Annotated in this window: 16 protein-coding genes; 8 read left to right on the forward strand and 8 right to left on the reverse strand. The window is 65.1% G+C overall.

All coding sequences use genetic code 11. From position 1 onward, the window contains the following. Positions 1–39: 39 nt before the first annotated feature. Positions 40–807, reverse strand: a complete 768-nt coding sequence (locus AO057_RS17190) for an FTR1 family iron permease (RefSeq protein ID WP_057677093.1) — start codon at positions 805–807, stop codon at positions 40–42. 320 nt (positions 808–1127) lie between these two features. Between AO057_RS17190 and AO057_RS17195 the strand changes: the two genes are divergently transcribed. The 7 genes from AO057_RS17195 (at position 1128) to AO057_RS17225 (ending at position 10561) form a co-directional block, all read left to right on the forward strand. Next, positions 1128–1655: a chemotaxis protein CheW gene (locus tag AO057_RS17195; RefSeq protein WP_057677094.1), complete on the forward strand. Its 528-nt coding sequence runs from the start codon at positions 1128–1130 to the stop codon at positions 1653–1655. 25 nt (positions 1656–1680) lie between these two features. Then, the gene (locus AO057_RS17200) at positions 1681–3438 is read left to right on the forward strand and encodes a methyl-accepting chemotaxis protein (protein ID WP_057677095.1); all 1758 of its coding nucleotides are present in this window, start codon (positions 1681–1683) and stop codon (positions 3436–3438) included. Between the two features lie 41 nt (positions 3439–3479). Further along, positions 3480–3752 (forward strand): hypothetical protein, encoded by a 273-nt coding sequence (locus AO057_RS17205; RefSeq protein ID WP_057677096.1) that lies wholly within the window; start codon positions 3480–3482, stop codon positions 3750–3752. Between the two features lie 62 nt (positions 3753–3814). Continuing rightward, positions 3815–5398: a methyl-accepting chemotaxis protein gene (locus AO057_RS17210; RefSeq protein ID WP_240480804.1), complete on the forward strand. Its 1584-nt coding sequence runs from the start codon at positions 3815–3817 to the stop codon at positions 5396–5398. 86 nt (positions 5399–5484) lie between these two features. Then, positions 5485–7125 (forward strand): methyl-accepting chemotaxis protein, encoded by a 1641-nt coding sequence (locus tag AO057_RS17215; RefSeq protein ID WP_057677098.1) that lies wholly within the window; start codon positions 5485–5487, stop codon positions 7123–7125. A 77-nt stretch (positions 7126–7202) separates the two neighbouring features. Further along, positions 7203–7769, forward strand: a complete 567-nt coding sequence (locus AO057_RS17220; RefSeq protein WP_057677099.1) for a response regulator — start codon at positions 7203–7205, stop codon at positions 7767–7769. A 35-nt stretch (positions 7770–7804) separates the two neighbouring features. Continuing rightward, complete coding sequence (locus AO057_RS17225) at positions 7805–10561, forward strand: hybrid sensor histidine kinase/response regulator (RefSeq protein WP_168163382.1); 2757 nt, start codon at positions 7805–7807, stop codon at positions 10559–10561. Positions 10562–10585: 24 nt separating this feature from the next. Here the strand turns inward: AO057_RS17225 and urtE are convergent, their stop codons facing one another. The 7 genes from urtE to AO057_RS17965 all read right to left on the reverse strand — a co-directional run bounded on the left by urtE (position 10586) and on the right by AO057_RS17965 (position 17868). Further along, on the reverse strand, positions 10586–11278 hold the full coding sequence (urtE, locus tag AO057_RS17230) for an urea ABC transporter ATP-binding subunit UrtE (RefSeq protein WP_057677101.1): 693 nt from the start codon (positions 11276–11278) through the stop codon (positions 10586–10588). Positions 11279–11903: 625 nt separating this feature from the next. Beyond that, the gene (gene urtD / locus AO057_RS17235) at positions 11904–12785 is read right to left on the reverse strand and encodes an urea ABC transporter ATP-binding protein UrtD (protein ID WP_057677102.1); all 882 of its coding nucleotides are present in this window, start codon (positions 12783–12785) and stop codon (positions 11904–11906) included. Further along, entirely contained in the window at positions 12782–13912 is a 1131-nt protein-coding gene (gene urtC, locus AO057_RS17240) for an urea ABC transporter permease subunit UrtC (RefSeq protein WP_057677103.1), read from the reverse strand. The genes urtD and urtC overlap by 4 nt, the downstream gene beginning before the upstream one ends. Positions 13913–13914: 2 nt before the next feature. Further along, a complete protein-coding gene (gene urtB, locus AO057_RS17245) occupies positions 13915–15489 on the reverse strand; it encodes an urea ABC transporter permease subunit UrtB (protein ID WP_057677104.1) in 1575 nt (524 codons plus the stop codon). 102 nt (positions 15490–15591) lie between these two features. Further along, on the reverse strand, positions 15592–16860 hold the full coding sequence (gene urtA, locus AO057_RS17250; RefSeq protein WP_057677105.1) for an urea ABC transporter substrate-binding protein: 1269 nt from the start codon (positions 16858–16860) through the stop codon (positions 15592–15594). Positions 16861–17122: 262 nt separating this feature from the next. Beyond that, complete coding sequence (locus AO057_RS17255) at positions 17123–17539, reverse strand: WapI family immunity protein (protein ID WP_057677106.1); 417 nt, start codon at positions 17537–17539, stop codon at positions 17123–17125. Positions 17540–17556: 17 nt separating this feature from the next. Beyond that, positions 17557–17868: a hypothetical protein gene (locus AO057_RS17965; protein ID WP_156404607.1), complete on the reverse strand. Its 312-nt coding sequence runs from the start codon at positions 17866–17868 to the stop codon at positions 17557–17559. 143 nt (positions 17869–18011) lie between these two features. On the opposite strand from AO057_RS17965, the gene AO057_RS17260 reads away from it, so the two are divergent. Continuing rightward, on the forward strand, positions 18012–18361 hold a 350-nt coding region (locus AO057_RS17260; protein WP_156404643.1), incomplete at its 3' end, for an IS110 family transposase.

The following is an 18361-nucleotide window of genomic DNA, read 5'->3' on the forward strand; positions in this document are numbered from 1 at the left end:
CCGGATCGATCATAAGCCCCGGCGAGCCAGCGTGCCGGATTAGGTGGTGCTACCTACCGCGTTGCGATCACGCCAGAGTGTGAGCGCCAGCCAGCCCAGCGGCAGCAGCACCAGGCCGTAGGACAGCCAGATGCCATATTCGCCTTCGGGGCCGTAGGGCTCGGTGGCGAGATGCCAGTAGGCGTTGTCCAGCGGCAGCACGCCGGCTTCGGTGAATTCGTGGAAGGCGTAGAGCGCCAGCTGCAGCACGAACAGACCCAGGAAGATGGCCGTGACCTGGAAGAAACGGCCCAGGTTGACGCGCTGGCCGTAACGCGACCAGGCCCAGGCCAGGGCCGCCGCCAGCAGCACCCCCAGCAAGGCGCCGGCGATCATGGCCGTGGCGTCGCTCTGCCCCATGAGCGAGGCAACCATGAAGGCGGTCTCCATGCCTTCGCGCGTGATCATCAGCAGCGTGAAGCCGGTGATGGCCAGGTAGGCGCCGACGCCGGTGCGCGCCGACGCGGCGTCGATGCGGTCGCGGATATTGCCACTCAGCTGTCGGGCCGCCTTGCTCATGTAGACCATCATGGTGATGACCATCGCCGCGGCCACCAGGGCCAGCAGGCCTTCGTACAGGGGTGTCACCACCATCTCGCGCAGCAGCACGGCCGCCGCCACGCTGAGCACCAGGGCCAGGCCGGTGCCGACATAAACGGCCGGCGCCAGCGCAGCGCGACCGGTCTTGCGCAGGTAGGCCAGGGTGATGGCGACGATGAGAAAGGCTTCGATGCCTTCGCGCAGGGCAATGACCAGGGTTTCGAGCATGGTGGAACCGTCGGGGCTTGCTATTTAATGAGAATGGTTCTTATTACATAGGAATTCGACAGGGCCGTCAAGCCTGAGTCCCCGCTGCCATGCGTGGCTCCCGTGCCTATGGGCTGCGCCTGGCAGTCTCCAGTTTCAGCACAGAACACCATGTTAGTAAACACATGCTTCTTTTTTTATTATGAAAATTTTGTCAGTTGAAATATTTCTGACCGTTTATCCGATTTTTCAGCTTAATTCGATTAATTCGATTGACTCGATTTAATCGTTTAGATAATCTTCCGGCCTGACATACCCCACCCCTACCCGGAGGACCCACCATGAGCACACAGACCACGACCCAGGACAGCGTCGCGGCCCAGCGGACCGCCGGCCAGCAGGCCGAGAGCACCCCGTCGATCCGCGAATTCCTGGCCTTCAAGCTGGGTCGCGAGGAATACGGCATCGACATCCTGCGTGTGCAGGAAATCCGCTCCTATGAACAGCCGACCCGCATGGCCAACGCACCGTCCTTCATCCTGGGCGTGATGAACCTGCGCGGCGTGATCGTTCCGATCATCGACATGCGCATCAAGTTCGGGCTGGCAGAAGTCAAGTACGACAACTTCACCGTGGTGATCGTGCTCAACATCGGCACGCAGGTCGTGGGCATGGTGGTGGACGCCGTCTCCGACGTGATCGCGCTGACGCCCGAGCAGCAGCGCCCGGTCCCGGAGTTTTCCGCGGCCATCGACAGCAACCAGGTGATGGCCATCGGCTCGGTCCAGGACCGCATGCTGGTCCTGCTGGACATCGAGAAGGTGATGGGCCGCGCCGACATGGGCCTGGTCACGCAGTCGGTCCAGTAATCCAGAGAGCAGAAAAGAGGTTCCCATGAACAAGCTGAAGATCTCCACCCGCCTGACGATCCTGATCGGCCTGATGTCGGCCATCCTGATCGGCATCGGCCTGCTGGGCCTGATCGGCATCAGCCAGTCCAACGCCGGGCTCAAGACGGTCTACGAAGACCGCACCGTTCCGCTGGGGCAGGTCGCCGACATCGAGCGGATGTTGCTGCGCAACCGGCTGGCCATTGCCGTGTCGCTGGTGACCCCGACGCCCGAGACCATCAATCCCAACACGGCCGAGATCGAAGCCAATATCACGGCCATCGGCAAGACCTGGGAAGCCTATATGGCGACCACCCTGACGCCGGAGGAAGCCCAGCTCGCCAAGAAGTTCGCCGAGGATCGCGCCCGCTTCGTCCAGGAGGGCCTGCGCCCAACCGTGGCCGCCCTGCGCGCCAACGATATCGCAGGGGCCAACCGGATCGTGGTCGACAAGATCCGCCCCTTGTACCAACCCGTCGGAGCCGGCATCGTTGCGCTGAAACAGCTGCAACTCGACGTCGCCCAGGCGGAATTCAAAGCCGCCGAATCGCGCTACACGATGTTCCGCGTGGTGTCGATCAGCGCCATCGTCGCCGGTGTGCTGTTTGCCGTGCTCTTCGGCATGGCCCTGATCCGCGGCATCTCCCGCTCGCTGCAGAACGCCGTGGACGTGTCTGAAGCCGTCGCCCAGGGCGACCTGACACGGCAGGTGGACACCAGCGGCAAGGACGAAGTGGCCAAGGTGCTGCAGGCCCTGGCCGCCATGCAGCACAACCTGGGGCAGATCGTCAGCACCGTGCGCCAGGGCTCGGAGTCCGTGGCCTCGGCCAGCACCCAGATCGCCCAGGGCAACCAGGATCTCTCGGGTCGCACCGAGAGCCAGGCCAGCGCCCTGGAAGAGACTGCAGCCTCCATGGAAGAGCTGGGTTCGACCGTCAGGCAGAACGCCGACAACGCCCGCCAGGCCAACCAGCTGGCCCAGAGTGCCAGCACCGTGGCCATCAAGGGCGGCGAGGTGGTGGCCCAGGTGGTCGACACCATGAAGGGCATCAACGACAGTTCCCGGAAGATTGCCGACATCATCAGCGTGATCGACGGCATCGCCTTCCAGACCAACATCCTGGCGCTCAACGCCGCGGTGGAAGCCGCCCGTGCCGGCGAGCAGGGCCGGGGTTTTGCCGTGGTGGCCAGCGAGGTGCGCAACCTGGCCAGCCGCTCGGCCGAAGCGGCCAAGGAAATCAAGCAGCTGATCACCGACAGCGTGACCCGCGTCGAACAGGGCACGGCGCTGGTGGACCAGGCCGGCAACACCATGAACGAGGTGGTCAACTCGATCCGGCGCGTGACCGACATCATGGGCGAGATCAGCGCGGCCAGCAGCGAGCAGAACGCCGGCGTGTCCCAGATCGGCGAAGCCGTGGTGCAGATGGACCAGGTCACGCAGCAGAACGCCGCCCTGGTGGAAGAGATGGCCGCGGCCGCTTCCAGCCTGAACGGCCAGGCACAGGATCTGGTGCAGGCCGTCAGCGTCTTCCGCCTGGCCCAGACGATGACGCAGGGCAGCACCAGCACAGCCGTCGTGGCCACACGCTCGGCCACCCGCGCCCCGGGCTCCGACAGCAAACCCTACAGCGGCACAGAGCGCCGCAGCGCCAACCGGGCCACCAACGTGGAACGGCTCCACCCCAAGACCACGGCCCCCCAGGCCGCAGTCACCCCCGCAACGCCCAGGACCGGCACCGACGACTGGGAAAGTTTCTGAAGCCGCACACGCGGCATCTCCCCCAAGCTAGCAGCAAGACCATGAGCAGCCTCTCCGCATCCATCCAGCGCATCTACCAATTCCTCTGGGAGCCGACCCCGGGCAACAGCCCGGAGCGTTCCGGCGTCTACCTGACCCGCAATGACCGCCACCAGGAATGGTTCCGCTACTTCGACGCCCGTCTGGGCGACTGGTACATGAGCTGGGCCGAGCTGCAGACCCGCAGCCCCCAGCCGACATCGCGCCTGAGCGATGCGGAACTGGCCTCGGAAGTCGTGGCCTGGGCCCAGCGCACGCGCAGGGTACACGCCTGAGCCGCCGGCACACCATCCATCGACCCGGAAAAACCTTCATGTTCCAACTCAATTCACTTCCGATGGCCAGGCGCCTCGGCCTGCTCATTGCCAGCGCCATCGCGGGCATCGGCATCCTGGTGGCCATCTTCATCGTTTCCGAGCGGGCCATGCTGATGCAGGAGCGCCAGAGCGCCGTGCGCAGCACGGTCGAAATCGCCCATGGACTCATCGTTCATTTCCACAAGCAGGCCAGCGATGGCAAGCTGAGCGAGGAAGCCGCCAAGGAACTGGCGCTGGCCAGCATCAAGGCCCTGCGCTACAGCGGCTCGGAATATTTCTGGGTCAACGACATGCACCCGAAGATGGTGATGCACCCGATCCGCCCCGAACTCGAAGGCAAGGATCTGAGCGAGAACAAGGACCCGACCGGCAAACACCTGTTCATCGAGTTCGTCAAGACGGTGAAAGCCAGCGGCGCCGGTTTTGTTCCCTATATGTGGCCCAAGCCGGGCAGCGACAAGCCGGTGCAGAAGATCTCCTACGTCCAGGGTTTTGCGCCCTGGGGTTGGGTGATCGGCTCCGGCGTCTATGTGGACAACGTGGAAACGGCCATCGTCCAGCACAGCATCAAGCTGGGTCTGAGCGCCCTGGTACTGGCGGCCGTGCTGCTGGGCATCGGCCTGCTGATCACGCGCGGCATCCTGCGCCAGCTGGGCGGAGAGCCCAGCTACGCCAACACCATCACGCACCGCATGGCGCAGGGCGACATGACCGTGGACATCCGTCTCAAACAGGGCGACGATCACAGCCTGCTGCATGGCATCAAGACCCTGCGCGACAACGTCGCAAGGATCGTGAGCGATGTCCGCCAGGGCAGCGAAAGCGTGGCGTCGGCCAGCACCCAGATCGCCCAGGGCAACCAGGACCTGTCGGCCCGTACCGAAAGCCAGGCCAGCGCGCTGGAAGAAACCGCCGCCTCGATGGAAGAGCTGTCCTCCACGGTCAAGCAGAACGCCGACAACGCCCGCCAGGCCAACCAGCTGGCGCAAAGCGCCAGCACCGTGGCGGTGCAAGGCGGTGAAGTGGTAGCCCAGGTGGTGGACACCATGAAAGGCATCAACGACAGCTCGAAGAAGATCGCCGACATCATCAGCGTGATCGACGGCATCGCCTTCCAGACCAACATCCTGGCGCTGAACGCCGCGGTGGAAGCCGCGCGTGCCGGCGAACAGGGTCGCGGTTTTGCCGTGGTGGCGTCCGAGGTGCGCAACCTGGCCGGTCGCAGCGCGGAAGCGGCCAAGGAGATCAAGACCCTCATCACCGACAGCGTGGGCCGGGTGGAACAGGGTACGGCCCTGGTCGACCAGGCCGGCGCCACCATGAGCGAGGTGGTGGCCAGCATCCGCCGCGTCACCGACATCATGGGTGAGATCAGCGCAGCCAGCTCCGAGCAGAGCAGCGGCGTGGCCCAGGTGGGCGAAGCGGTGATGCAGATGGACCAGGCCACGCAGCAGAACGCCGCGCTGGTGGAGGAGATGGCAGCGGCGGCCGGCAGCCTGAAGAGCCAGGCCCAGGAACTGGTGCAGGCCGTCAGCGTCTTCCGTCTGGCCCACCATGACCATACGGGCCATGGCGCTGTTCCGATGCTCCTGGCGCACCGCTGAATAGCCCCAAGACCATCCCCCCCACCGTCGTGATGGATGTGACCCCGTCACGGCATGGCCTCACCCGATACTGATTGTTCTCACCCATGCGCATCAACCTTCCGGTCACCCGACACGAGTTCCCCTTTCCATCGGATCAGACCCTGGTGTCCGTCACCGACCTGAAAGGGCGCATCACTTATTGCAACCAGGCCTTCATCGACATCAGCGGCTACAGCCGCGAAGAGTTGCTGGGCCAGGCCCACAACATCGTGCGCCACCCCGACATGCCGCAGGAAGCGTTTCGCGACCTGTGGGAAACCATCGAGGCCGGCAGCCCCTGGTCCGGCCTGGTGAAGAACCGTCGCAAGAACGGCGACCACTACTGGGTGCAGGCCAATGCCACCCCCATGCGCGATGGCGACCGCATCACCGGCTACCTCTCGGTGCGCGCCCGTCCTGCGCGCGCCGACGTGGAAGCGGCCGAACAGCTCTATGCGCTGATGCGCGAAGAAGCCCAGCGTGGCCGGCTGGTGCATGTGTTGCGGCACGGCCAGCTGCTGCGTCGCACCGCCTGGGGCCGTCTGCAGCGGTTGCTGCGCCCGGGGACCGAAGGCCAACTGCTGCTCATCCAGCTGCTGGCAGGGGCCGCCGTGCTGGGCCTGGCAGCCTCCGGCCTGCCGGCCCCGCTGGTCTGGGGCGGCGCAGCGCTGGTGGCCGCGGCCGGTTTCTGGCTGAGCCGTGCGCTCACGATCACGCCCCTGCATGCGCTGGTGCGTGAAGCCAATACCCTGGCCGCCGGGGACCTGTCGCACGAAGTCCGCACCGGCGCCACGGGGCCGGTAGGCCAGTTGCAACAGGCCCTGCACCAGATGTCCGTCAACCTGCGCACCGTGGTGCAGGACGTGCGCGGCGAGATCGACCGCCTCAACCGCGAGGCGCTGGAAATCGCCGCCGGCAACCAGCACCTGGCCGAGCGCACCGAATCGCAGGCCAGCAGCCTGGTGCAGACGGCTGCCTCGATGGAGCAGATCAGCGCCACCGTGCAGCAAAGCGCCGACTCGGCCGCCCACGGCGCGCAGATGGCGCACGAAACCTCGTCGATCGCCGGGCGCAGCAACGAAGCCGTGCGCGCCGTGGCCCAGACCATGACCGAGATCACGGCGTCCTCGCAGCGCATCGGCGCCATCATCGAGCTGGTCGAGGGCGTGGCCTTCCAGACCAACCTGCTGGCGCTCAACGCTGCGGTGGAAGCCGCGCGCGCCGGCGAAGCCGGGCGCGGTTTTGCCGTGGTGGCCGGCGAAGTGCGCTCGCTGGCGCAGCGCACGACCGCGGCGGCACGGGAGATCCGCCAGCTGATCCAGGAATCCGGCGCCAAGGTGAGCCAGGGCAGCACGCGCACGCGCGACGCCATGGCCCGCGTGCAGGAGGCCATTGACGCGGTGGCCAAGGTCAGCACGGCCCTGGACCAGATCAGCCTGGCCTCGGAAGAGCAGAAATCAGGCATCTCGCAGATCAGTGCCGCCGTGGTCCAGATGGACACGATCACGCAGCAGAACGCCGCGCTGGTGGAGCAACTGGCGGTGGCGGCCCGCTCCCTGCAGCAGCAGACCCAGGGCGTCAGCGACTCCATGCGACTGTTCCGGCTGGTGCGCGGAGAGTTGTCGCTGGCACAGAAGGATGCCGTGACCTTGCGACGCGAAAACCGCCTGCTGCTGGGCCAGCCGGATGAATCCCTGGCGAGCTAAAGAAGGCTGGAAATACCGATCCCACCTATAGAATCGATCAAATCGAAATCGCCCCCGGACCCTGAGCGAACTCTTGCATGAACGACGATTTCAAGAACAAGCCCTACCTCACGCCGCAGGAAGTGGCCGAGTGGATGATGGTGTCACCCGTCACGGTACGCGGCTGGGCCCAAAAAGGCCTGCTGCAGGCCGAAGTGACGCCGGGCGGGCACCGGCGCTTTCGCCGCGAGGAAGTGGAGCGCTTTGCAAGACTGTGGAACCCGGCCGGCAACAAGGGGCCGCTGCGCGTGCTGATCGTGGACGATGACCGTGCCGTGCTGGGTTTCCTCAAGGAATTGCTGGAAGGCGGCAGCTATCCGGTGCAGGTGGAGATTGCCGAGAACGGCTTCGAAGCCGGCCGCAAGGTTCACGCCTTCACGCCCGACGTGGTGCTGCTGGACCTGATGATGCCCGGCATCCGCGGCACCGAGGTCTGCCGGCAGATCAAGCAGATCCCCGGGCACTCCGATGTGCGCGTGATCGCCATGAGCGGTTACCTCACGCCCGAGAACGAGGCCGAGCTGCTGGCCGCCGGGGCCGAGGTCTGCCTGGCCAAGCCCATCGACACCACCAGGCTGCTGGGCCTGCTGGGCCTCGAAGACTGAACGGCGGGCGCAGGCGGTATGCTCCCCAGCGGATGATGAGCGTACCCCCACCCACCCCGTCGCGAACCGCCGCCCTGCTGCGCCAGCAGGTCTGGCTGGTGGCCGCCGCTGCCGTGCTGGCCGGGGTGATCATGCTGCTGCCGCTGCACGAGGTACACCTGCCGCACCAGCACTACCTGCCCTTGCACACGGGGCTGGAGTTCGTCTCGATTGCCGCAGCCTTTCTGGTGTTCGCGACCGTCTGGCACACCCGCTCGCGCGACCACTCGTCGGCCCTGGTGGTGATTGCCACGGCGCTGTTCGCCGCCGGCTGGCTCGACTTCTTCCATGCCCTGTCCTACAAGGGCATGCCCGAGCTGGTGTCGCCGTCCTCCGTGGAAAAAGGCATCGCCTTCTGGCTGGCCGCCCGCCTGATCGTGGCCGTGACGCTGCTGGCGGTGAGCCTGCGGCCCCGCCTGCCGGTCCCCACCAAGGCGCTGCGCCTGGGCGTGCTGGCCGCCTACACCGCGCTCAACCTGCTGGTGATCTGGGCCGTGCTCTGGCACGAAGCGCTGCTGCCGCGCACCTACATCGAGGGTGAAGGCCTGACGCCGTTCAAACGCTGGATCGAATGGCTGATCACCGGCATGCTGGCCGTGGCCGCCTGGCGCTTCTACCGACAGGCGCGCCACTCGGACGACGAGTTTCTGCCGCTGATCTTTGGTGCCGCGGCGCTCGGTGCCTTGAGCGAGCTGTTCCTGGCGCAGTACGAGGTGATCAGCGACACCCTGAACCTGATGGGTCACCTCTACAAGTTCGTCTGCTACACACTGATCTACCGCGCCATGTTCGTGGTCAACGTGCGCCGCCCCTACCAGCAACTGGCAGCGCAGACGGCCACGCTACGGCAGGCCAACGAAACCCTGCGCACCCAGTCGCTGGCACTGGCCTCGATCACCTCCCCCGTGCTCGTGACCGACCTGGAGGGGCGCGTCGGCTGGCGCAACCGGGCGTCGGCCGAACTCACGGGGGACCAGGCGGGCGAAACGCCGCTCTCGCTGTTTGCCGCCCCCCTCACCCCCGACGCGGCGCAGGCCGCAGACATGCACCAGACGCTGCAGGCGGGCCAGATCTGGCGCGGTCTCGTGCATTCCCTGGACGGGCACGGCAAGGCCGTGGTGCTGAACCGCACCGTGACGCCCCTGCGCAACGAGGGCGGCGACATCATCGGCTACGTCTCGGTCGCCGAAAACATCACCGGGCAGAGCCGGGCCGAGCTGCGGCAGCAGCGGGTGCTGGAGACGGCGATCGACGGTTTCTGGATTGCCGACGAAGAAGGCCGGCTGCTGGAGGTGAACGACGCTTATGTGCGCATGACGGGTTACCCCGCCAGCGAGCTGGTCGGCCAGCATCTCACGCAGCTGGAAGTCGTGGAAAACCCCGAGGTGACACGCCAGCGCCTGGCACGGCTGCGGGAGATCGGCCGCGAGCAGTTCATGACGCGCATCCGGCACAAGGACGGGCACACCCTGGCCGTCGAGATCTCGGCCGCCTGGGACCCGCAGTCGCGCTGTTTCTACGTCTTCACGCGCGATCGCACCGAGCACGAACAATCGGACGCCGTTCAGCAGGACCTGGAGCGGCAATTGCAGCAATCGCAGAAGGTGCAGGCCCTGGGCCAGCTCACCGGCGGCATCGCGCACGACTTCAACAACATCCTGGCGGCCATCCTGGGTTATTCGAACCTGGCGCTGAACCGCTTCGTGCCCGACAAGCAGGGCAAGCTGGCCAGCTACCTGCGCGAGGTGATCATGGCCAGCGAACGGGCGCGTGACCTGATCGCCAAGATGCTGAGCTTCACCCGCATCCAGCCCAACACCCGCACGGGCGTGATCTCGCCTGCTGCGGTGATCGAGGAAGTGGTGGCCATGATGCGGCCCTCCATCCCCGCCAGCATCGAGCTGCGCGTGCGGATCGACGCGCGGCAGGGCATCCGCATGGATGCGGGCGAACTCAACCAGGTGCTGGTGAACCTGATCATCAATGCGCGCGACGCCATCGACGACCACGGCGTGATCGACATCAGCCTGCACCCGGTCGAGATGGACGGCCAGATCTGCGCCATCAGCCGGCAGCGCCTGAGCGGCCACTACCTGGCGCTGGATGTCGGCGACAGCGGCAGCGGCATCGACGCGGAACACCTGCCCCGCCTGTTCGACCCCTTCTTCACCACCAAGGACGTGGGCAAGGGCACCGGCCTGGGCCTGTCGGTGGTGCACGGCATCCTGCGCCGCTCGGACGCGCACGTCGTGGTGGACTCCACACCCGGCAGCGGCAGCCTGTTCCGCCTGCTGTTCCCCATCGCCACGCCCTCACCCGACGCGTCGCGCCCGCCGGCGGAGCCGCCGCTCATCCCGGCCGGCACGGGACAGCGGGTCTGGGTGGTGGACGACGAAGCCGCGGTGGCGCGCTACCTCGGCGAGTTGCTGGTTGACTGGGGCTACCGCGCGCGCATCTTCAACGACCCGGCCGAAGCCCTGGCCGCGCTGGAGGCCGCGCCGGACCAGATCGACCTGCTGATCACGGACCAGACCATGCCCGGCATGAACGGCATGCAACTCGCCCTGCTGGCCCGCCACTTCAGGCCGGAGCTGCCGGTGATGCTGTGCACCGGCTTCACCGGCGACATCCAGATCGATGAAGCGCACCAGCAGGGCATACGGCATGTCTTCGGCAAACCCATCCCCGTGCAGGAACTCGTCCGGGCCCTGGCCGATGAACTGGGACCACAAGGCCAGCGAAGTGCCAGCTGAAGCGCCGGCCGGAGGCCGCCTTCCTCAGATCGCCACCAGCTTGCGCACGCCGTCGGCTTCCATGCTCCTGCCCTGGCCGGCGGCGATCACCGCGCCGCGCTCCATCACCACGTACTCGTCGGCCAGCTCCTGCGCAAAGTCGTAGTACTGCTCCACCAGCAGGATGGCCATGTCACCGCGGTCGGCCAGCATGCGGATCACACGACCGATGTCCTTGATGATGCTGGGCTGGATGCCCTCGGTGGGCTCGTCCAGCACCAGCAGCTTCGGCCCGGCCGCCAGCGCGCGCGCAATGGCCAGCTGCTGCTGCTGCCCGCCCGAGAGGTCACCCCCGCGGCGGTTCAGCATCTGCTTGAGCACGGGGAACAGCTCATACAGCTCGGCCGGAATCGGCGTGCCGCCGGGTTTGCTGGCCAGGCCCATGCGCAGGTTCTCCTCCACGGTAAGCCGCGCAAAGATCTCGCGGCCCTGGGGGACGAAGCCGATGCCGGCGCGCGCTCTCTGGTAAGGCGTGTCCTTGTGGATGGCTTGGCCTTCGAACTCGATGGCCCCGCTCTTGATGGGCACCAGGCCCATGAGGGACTTGAGCAGCGTGGTCTTGCCTACGCCGTTGCGGCCGAGGACGACGGTGACCTTGCCTTTTTCTGCGTTGAGGCTGACGTCGCGGAGGATGTGGGAGCCGCCGTAATACTGGTTGATGGTTTTGACATTCAGCATGTCTGGCTTTCTTTTTTCTGGCTGCTTGCTTTGCTAGCCTGCATGCCGGGATGTGCGCCCGGCAGCGCACTCACTTTCTCTTGCTTCGCCAAGAGAAAGTAAGCAAAGAGAAGGCGAGCCGAAGTCAGGGCCCCTGCGGGGTACCTTGCGCTGCTCGCATCGGGCGGGGTCGGGCTAAACTCGCTGCGCTCAAACAACGCCCGCCCTGATCCGCCCGCTGCTGCGCTGCTCAGCCCTGCCACACGGCATGGGGAGCCAAACAGCCGGGGACCAACAGCCAAAGACCGAACAACCGAACAAGGACGCGCCATGGCGCGTCCTTGTTGTTTTGGATCTGGGTATCCGGTCTCCGGTTTCCACTGCCGTGAGAGGAGGCGAGTAGCGCAGACCAGGGCGGAAAAAGAAGTGCAGATGTCTGAGCCCGCAGGGCGAGTTTCTGCACTTCCCGCACTGGCCGAGCAACGCAGCGTGCCCGTAGCGCAGCGGAGGGACGACGAACCCGGCTCGCCTTTCTTTTGGGTACTTTTCTTTGGCGAAGCAAAGAAAAGTACCTCGCCCGCCGGGGCGAGACCCGGCAAAGCATCCTCACCAACCACATCAAAAAAGCGAAGAGAGGTGAACAAGCTCATCTCCCCAGATAAACCTCAACGACGCGTTCGTCAGACTGAACCTCTTCCAACGTCCCCTGCGCCAACACAGACCCATCACAAAGCACAGTCACCGTCTCCGAAATCGCCTTGATGAAACTCATGTCGTGCTCCACCACCATCAAGGAGTGCTTGCCCTTGAGCGACAAGAACAGTTCCGCCGTACGCGCCGTCTCCTCGTCCGTCATGCCGGCCACCGGTTCGTCCAGCAGCAACAATTTCGGGTCCTGCATCAACAGCATGCCGATCTCCAGCCACTGCTTCTGGCCATGGCTCAGGGTGCCGGCCTGGGCTGTCACGCTGCCGGCCAGGTGGATGGTGTGCAGCACCTCGGCCAGGCGGTCGGACTGGCCGGAGCCCAGGCGGAAGAACATGGAGGACTTCACGCCCTTGTCGGTCTTGAGCGCGAGCTCCAGGTTCTCGAAGACGTTCAGGTGCTCGAACACCGTGGGCTTCTGGAACTTGCGGCCTATGCCCAGCTGGGCGATCTCGGCTTCGCTGTGACGCAGCAGGTCGATGGTGGAGCCGAAGAAGACCGTGCCCTCGTCGGGCCGGGTCTTGCCGGTGATGATGTCCATCATCGTGGTCTTGCCCGCGCCGTTGGGGCCGATGATGCAGCGCAGCTCACCCGGCGCGATGTCCAGACTCAGCTTGTTGATGGCCTTGAAGCCGTCGAAACTGACGCTCACGTCTTCAAGATAAAGAATGCGGCCGTGCGTCACGTCCACCTCGCCCGCCGTCTTCACGCGGCCGTAGCTCGCGGTCTGGCCGCCGGCGGCGGTTTCCAGGCGTGCGGCGTCGAGTTCGGCCAGGCGTTGGCGGTAACGCTGCGCGCCCTGTTCCAGCAGATCGGGGGTCATGTGCTTTCCTTCACGGCCGGTTTGTTCTTCTTCAGGGCCCTGAGCTTTTTCACCAGCCCCACCACGCCGTCCGGCAGGAAAAGCGTGACCACGATGAACAGGCCGCCCAGGAAATACAACCAGAACTCCGGGGCCGCCACGGTGAGCCAGCTCTTGGCGCCGCTGACCACGAAGGCACCGACGATGGGACCGATGAGCGTGCCGCGCCCGCCCACTGCCGCCCAGATGGCGATCTCGATGGAGTTGGCCGGGCTCATCTCGCCCGGGTTGATGATGCCCACCTGCGGCACATACAGCGCGCCGGCAATGCCGCACATCACGGCCGACAGCGTCCAGATCGCCAGCTTGTAGCCCAGCGGGTTGTAGCCCGAGAACATCACCCGGCTCTCGGCGTCGCGGATGGCCTGCAGCACACGGCCGAACTTGGCGCGCACCAGCCAGCGCGCCAGCAGGAAAAAGGCCAGCAGCGTGAGCCCGGTCAGCACGAAGAGGGCCATGCGCATGTTGTGCGTGGCAATCGGCATGCCCAGGATGCGCTTGAAATCGGTGAAGCCGTTGTTGCCGCCGAAACCCGTCTCGTTGCGGAAGAAGAGCAGCATGGCCGCGAAAGTCATGGCCTGCGTGATGATGGAGAAATAAACGCCCTTGATGCGCGAACGGAAGGCGAAGTAGCCGAAGACGAAGGCCACCACACCGGGCACCAGCACAACGAGGGCCAGCGTGGCAAGGAAGCTGTCGCTCAGCGCCCAGTGCCAGGGCAACTCCTTCCAGTCCAGGAAGACCATGAAGTCGGGCAGATCGCTTTTGTAGTTGCCGTCGCGGCCGATCTGGCGCATCAGGTACATGCCCATGACATAACCGCCGAGCGCGAAGAACAGGCCATGGCCCAGCGAAAGGATGCCGGTGTAACCCCAGATCAGGTCCATGGCCAGGGCGCAGATGGCGTAACACATGATTCGGCCCAGCAGGGCCACGGCGTAGTCGCTCAGGTGGAAGATGCTGCCCTCGGGTACCAGCAGGTTGAGCGCGGGTGCCAGCGCGCAGACCAGCAGCAGCGCGACGAGAAAGGCGCTCCACCCTTTGCGGGTCAGCAGCGGCGCAGTAGCAGGAAGTTCGATCTTGCTCATGGTCAGGCTTCCGCGCTCCGGCCCTTCATGGCAAAGATGCCCTGCGGACGTTTCTGGATGAAGATGATGATGAACACCAGCACGGTGATCTTGGCCAGCACGGCTCCCGTCCAGCCTTCGAGGAACTTGTTGAGAACGCCCAGGCCCAGCGCGGCGTACACCGTGCCGGCCAATTGGCCCACGCCGCCCAGCACCACGACCATGAAGGAATCGACGATGTAGTTCTGGCCCAGGTCCGGGCCCACATTGCCCACCTGGCTGAGTGCACAACCGGCCAGGCCGGCAATGCCCGAGCCCAGGGAGAAGGCATAGGTGTCGATGCGCGCGGTGTTCACGCCCATGCAGGAGGCGATGGGACGGTTCTGCGTGACCCCGCGCACGAAGAGGCCCAGGCGCGTGCGCCCGATCAGCAGGGCCATGCCGGCCAGCACCGCCAGCGCGAAAGCGATGATGACCAGACGGTTGTAGGGCAGCGTGAGGTTGGACAGCAGCTGCCAGCCCCCGCTCATCCAGGCCGGGTTCTCCACCGCCACGTTCTGCGCGCCGAAGAGCGTACGCACGCCCTGCATGAGCACCAGGCTAATGCCCCAGGTGGCCAGCAGCGTCTCCAGCGGACGGCCGTAGAGGAAACGGATCACGCTGCGCTCCAGCACCGCGCCCACACCGGCCGAGACGACAAAGGCCACCGGCACCGCCGCCACCAGGTACCAGTCGAAGGCGCCCGGCAGGTATTTCTGGAACACGCCCTGCACGACCCAGGTGGCGTAGGCGCCGATCATCATGAGCTCGCCGTGCGCCATATTGATCACGCCCATCAGCCCGTAGGTGATGGCCAGGCCCAGCGCAGCCAGCAACAGGATGCTGCCCAGGCTGAGCCCGGTGAACATCGCGCCCAGGCGCTCGCCCCAGCGCAGGCTGTCGTCGATCTGGCGGATGGCGGACTGCAGTTGTGCCTTGACCTCAGCATCACCCTCCACCGACAGGCGCTGGTTGAGCAGCAGCTTGGTGTCGGGCGTGCGGCTCTGGGCCAGCGCGCCGGCCGCCGTCAGGCGCTGGCTCTTGTCTTCGCTGGCCAGCAGCACGGCCGCGCGGGCCAGTGCCAGCACGCCCTTGACGCGCTCGTCCTGTTCACCGGCCAGGGCCTTGTCCAGCAGCGGCAGGCGCCCGGCGTCGGGTTCCTTGAGCATGGCCCGCGCGGCGTCCCCACGCAGCTTGATATCGGGGCTGAAAAGCTTGAGCACCGCCAGCGCAGTGTCGATCTCGCCGCGCATGCGGTTGTTGTTGATGACGTCCTCGGCATCCTCGGGCAGGGCCAGCGCCTCGCCCGTGGCCGGGTCGAAGGCCTTTTCGTCGCGCACGATGTAGACCTTGCCACCCGCCACCTTGACGGCGTCGTCGGCCAGGGCCTGCAGCAGCGCGGCCTTGCGCTCGTCGGGGTTCAGCACGGCTTGCTGCAGGGCCGTGATGCGACCATCGGTCTCGCCGATGACGATGGCTTGCGCCTCTGAGGGCGTCAGGGCCTGGACTTGGGCCGCGCACAGCAGCGCGGCGAGTGACAGCAAGAAATATCTGGACATTGAAAGAACCTGTAGGGTGGGCACGGGGGGCCGCGCCCACGCTGCAAATCCCGTCTCCGGGAACGGATGCCCGCCACAGCGGGCATCCTTCAGGCGAAGCGCTTACTTCTTGACCGGCTCGTCAGGCTTCTTGTCGTTCCCTTCGATGTAGGGGCTCCAGGGCTTGGCCTTGACCGGGCCCGGGGTCTTCCAGACCACGTTGAACTGGCCGTCGGCCTTGATCTCGCCGATGAACACGCTCTTGTGCAGGTGGTGGTTCTTCTCGTCCATCTTGCTCACGATGCCCGAGGGTGCCTTGAAGGTCTGGCCGGCCATGGCCTTGACGACGGCGTCCACGTCCGTGGTCTTGGCCTTCTCGACGGCCTGCTTCCACATATAGATGCCGATGTAGGTGGCTTCCATCGGGTCGTTGGTCAGCGGCTTGTCCTTGTGGCCGGGGATGTTCTTGGCCTTGGCGTAGGCGGCCCACTTCTTCACGAACGCGTCGTTGTCCTTGTTCTTGATGGACATGAAGTAGTTCCAGGCGGCCAGGTGGCCCACCAGCGGCTTGGTGTCCACACCGCGCAGCTCTTCCTCACCCACCGAGAAGGCGACGACCGGCACGTCCTTGGCTTTCAGGCCGGCGTTACCCAGTTCCTTGTAGAAGGGCACGTTGGAATCGCCGTTGATGGTGGAGACCACCGCCGTCTTGCCACCGGCCGAGAACTTCTTGATGTCGGCCACGATGGTCTGGTAGTCCGAATGGCCGAAGGGGGTGTACTTCTCGTCGATGTCGCTGTCCTTCACGCCCTTGCTCTTGAGGTAGGCGCGCAGGATCTTGTTGGTGGTGCGGGGGTAGACATAGTCGGTGCCCAGCAGCACCCAGCGCTTGGCGCCGCCGCCGTCCTTGCTCATCAGGTAGTCCACCGCAGGAATGGCCTGCTGGTTGGGCGCGGCACCCGTGTAGAACACGTTCTTGGACAGCTCTTCGCCCTCGTACTGCACGGGGTAGAACAGCAGGCCGTTCATCTCTTCCACGACCGGCAGCACCGACTTGCGCGAGACGGAGGTCCAGCAGCCGAAGATCACCGAGACCTTGTCCTGGCCCAGCAGTTGTTTGGTCTTCTCGGCGAACAGCGGCCAGTTGGAGGCCGGGTCCACCACCACGGGCTCGAGCTTCTTGCCCAGCACGCCGCCCTTGGCGTTGATCTCTTCGATGGCCATGAGCACGGTGTCTTTGAGCACCGTCTCGGAAATGGCCATGGTGCCCGACAGGCTGTGCAGCACGCCCACCTTGATGGTGTCGGCAGCATGGGCGGCCATGGAGGCCAGGCCCAGGGTGGAGGCGGCGGTGGCAGCTGCCAGCGCCTTGAGGGTAAATCGACGTTGCATGTGGGTGACTCCAGGTGGTTGAACAAGATCCCGCTCGCCGCGCCCGGCCGGGGAAACGGCCAGGGGGCGGCGATGGAGTCACTCTAGGGATGGAAGGGGGAAGCGGGAATACGCCGGACGGCGTATGTGGGGAACTGGTGGCTGGGAGGTTCGGTCAGGGATAAGCGGCGGGTGACTCTATACGAGACGAGGGAGAAGACGGCCAGACGCTCAACGGCCGAGATGAGTGGGAGCCGTAGGCGATCCACTCTCCATTGAAATGTTATGCCTCATGCGCCCCTCCAAGCTCCGAGAGCAATGCCTTTACGTCGTCCACCATGCCTGGCAGAAAGCTCTGATCAGCGTCGAAGGCTCCAGACAGAACCGTCGGAACTCCTTCTCGCCTCTCGCTTTCAAGTCGGTAGCGCCCAGAAATTGCTCCCAGTCGCTGCGTTGAAATAACAAGCTCAATGTCCGGTTCTGCAGATGCCAGTCTGGCGGAGCCCGGCTGCCCCACGTTCTCGTCGAGGGCTCTGAGTTCTGCCGCAAACCGAGAGAGATCGTCCGTCTGCAACCAAGCCTCAATCTCGCCGTCGAACCCAGGCACTTGGACAGAAGCTCGCACGCGGCACCAACCCTCCTCGTCCGCCGGACGAAGCACCACGAGTTCAAGCTCAAGGCCGCGAGTGGCGATTTTCATGAGGGATAACGTCGGAGTTATGCGGCACGGCTCTTCTTTCTGGCTTTCCGTTGAGCGCGCGCCTCACCTTCCGCGGCGATCTCACGAATGCGCTTGGAAAGGAGCAGCAGGCCGAGGAGAACCCATGCACCACAGCTCAGAAACCGATACCAGAAGCCCAGTTCGGATGCCGGAGCGGAAATCGCCCCATACCCTATACCGCGTAGAGCGCGAACAGCGGGCTCTGGCACTTCCGGGTAGATGGCAACTAGATAAAACGGAATTACAAAGTGAACCAAGAGAAAGTAGGCGCCAAGCCAGCCGCGAAAGAAATGCAGGAATATGTTCATGCGGCATAACGCTTGAGATGAGTGGGAGCCGTAGGCGATCCACTCTCGATTGATGGGATGGACTCCCCCGTTTGTTTGCGCGAGAGTTGCGCACTGGTCTTCATTGGCGTGGGGATCAGGTCTTCAAACGAAAGGAGTCCGACATGCATGCTACTACCGTTGCCGTTGATCTTGCAAAGTCCGTCTTTCAACTCGTTGTAGCGGACGAACACTGGCGCATCACCGAGACCCAGCGCCTCACGCGCAGCCAGTTCGAACGCTGGTTTGTGAACCGCTCCGTGGGCCTGGTCGTCATGGAATCCTGCGGCTCGGCCCCCCATTGGGCACGCTGGCTCAATTCCCTGGGCATCGAGGTGCGCCTGCTGCCGGCCCAGTACACCCGCGCCTATGTGCGGCGCAACAAGACCGATGCCACGGATGCGGCCGCCCTGCTGGAGGCGGCCCGCGCCGCCGATATCCGTCCGGTACGCGTCAAGTCGGTCGAACAGCAGGC

It is taken from the genome of Curvibacter sp. PAE-UM, assembly GCF_001432305.1.
GTDB lineage: Bacteria > Pseudomonadota > Gammaproteobacteria > Burkholderiales > Burkholderiaceae_C > Hylemonella.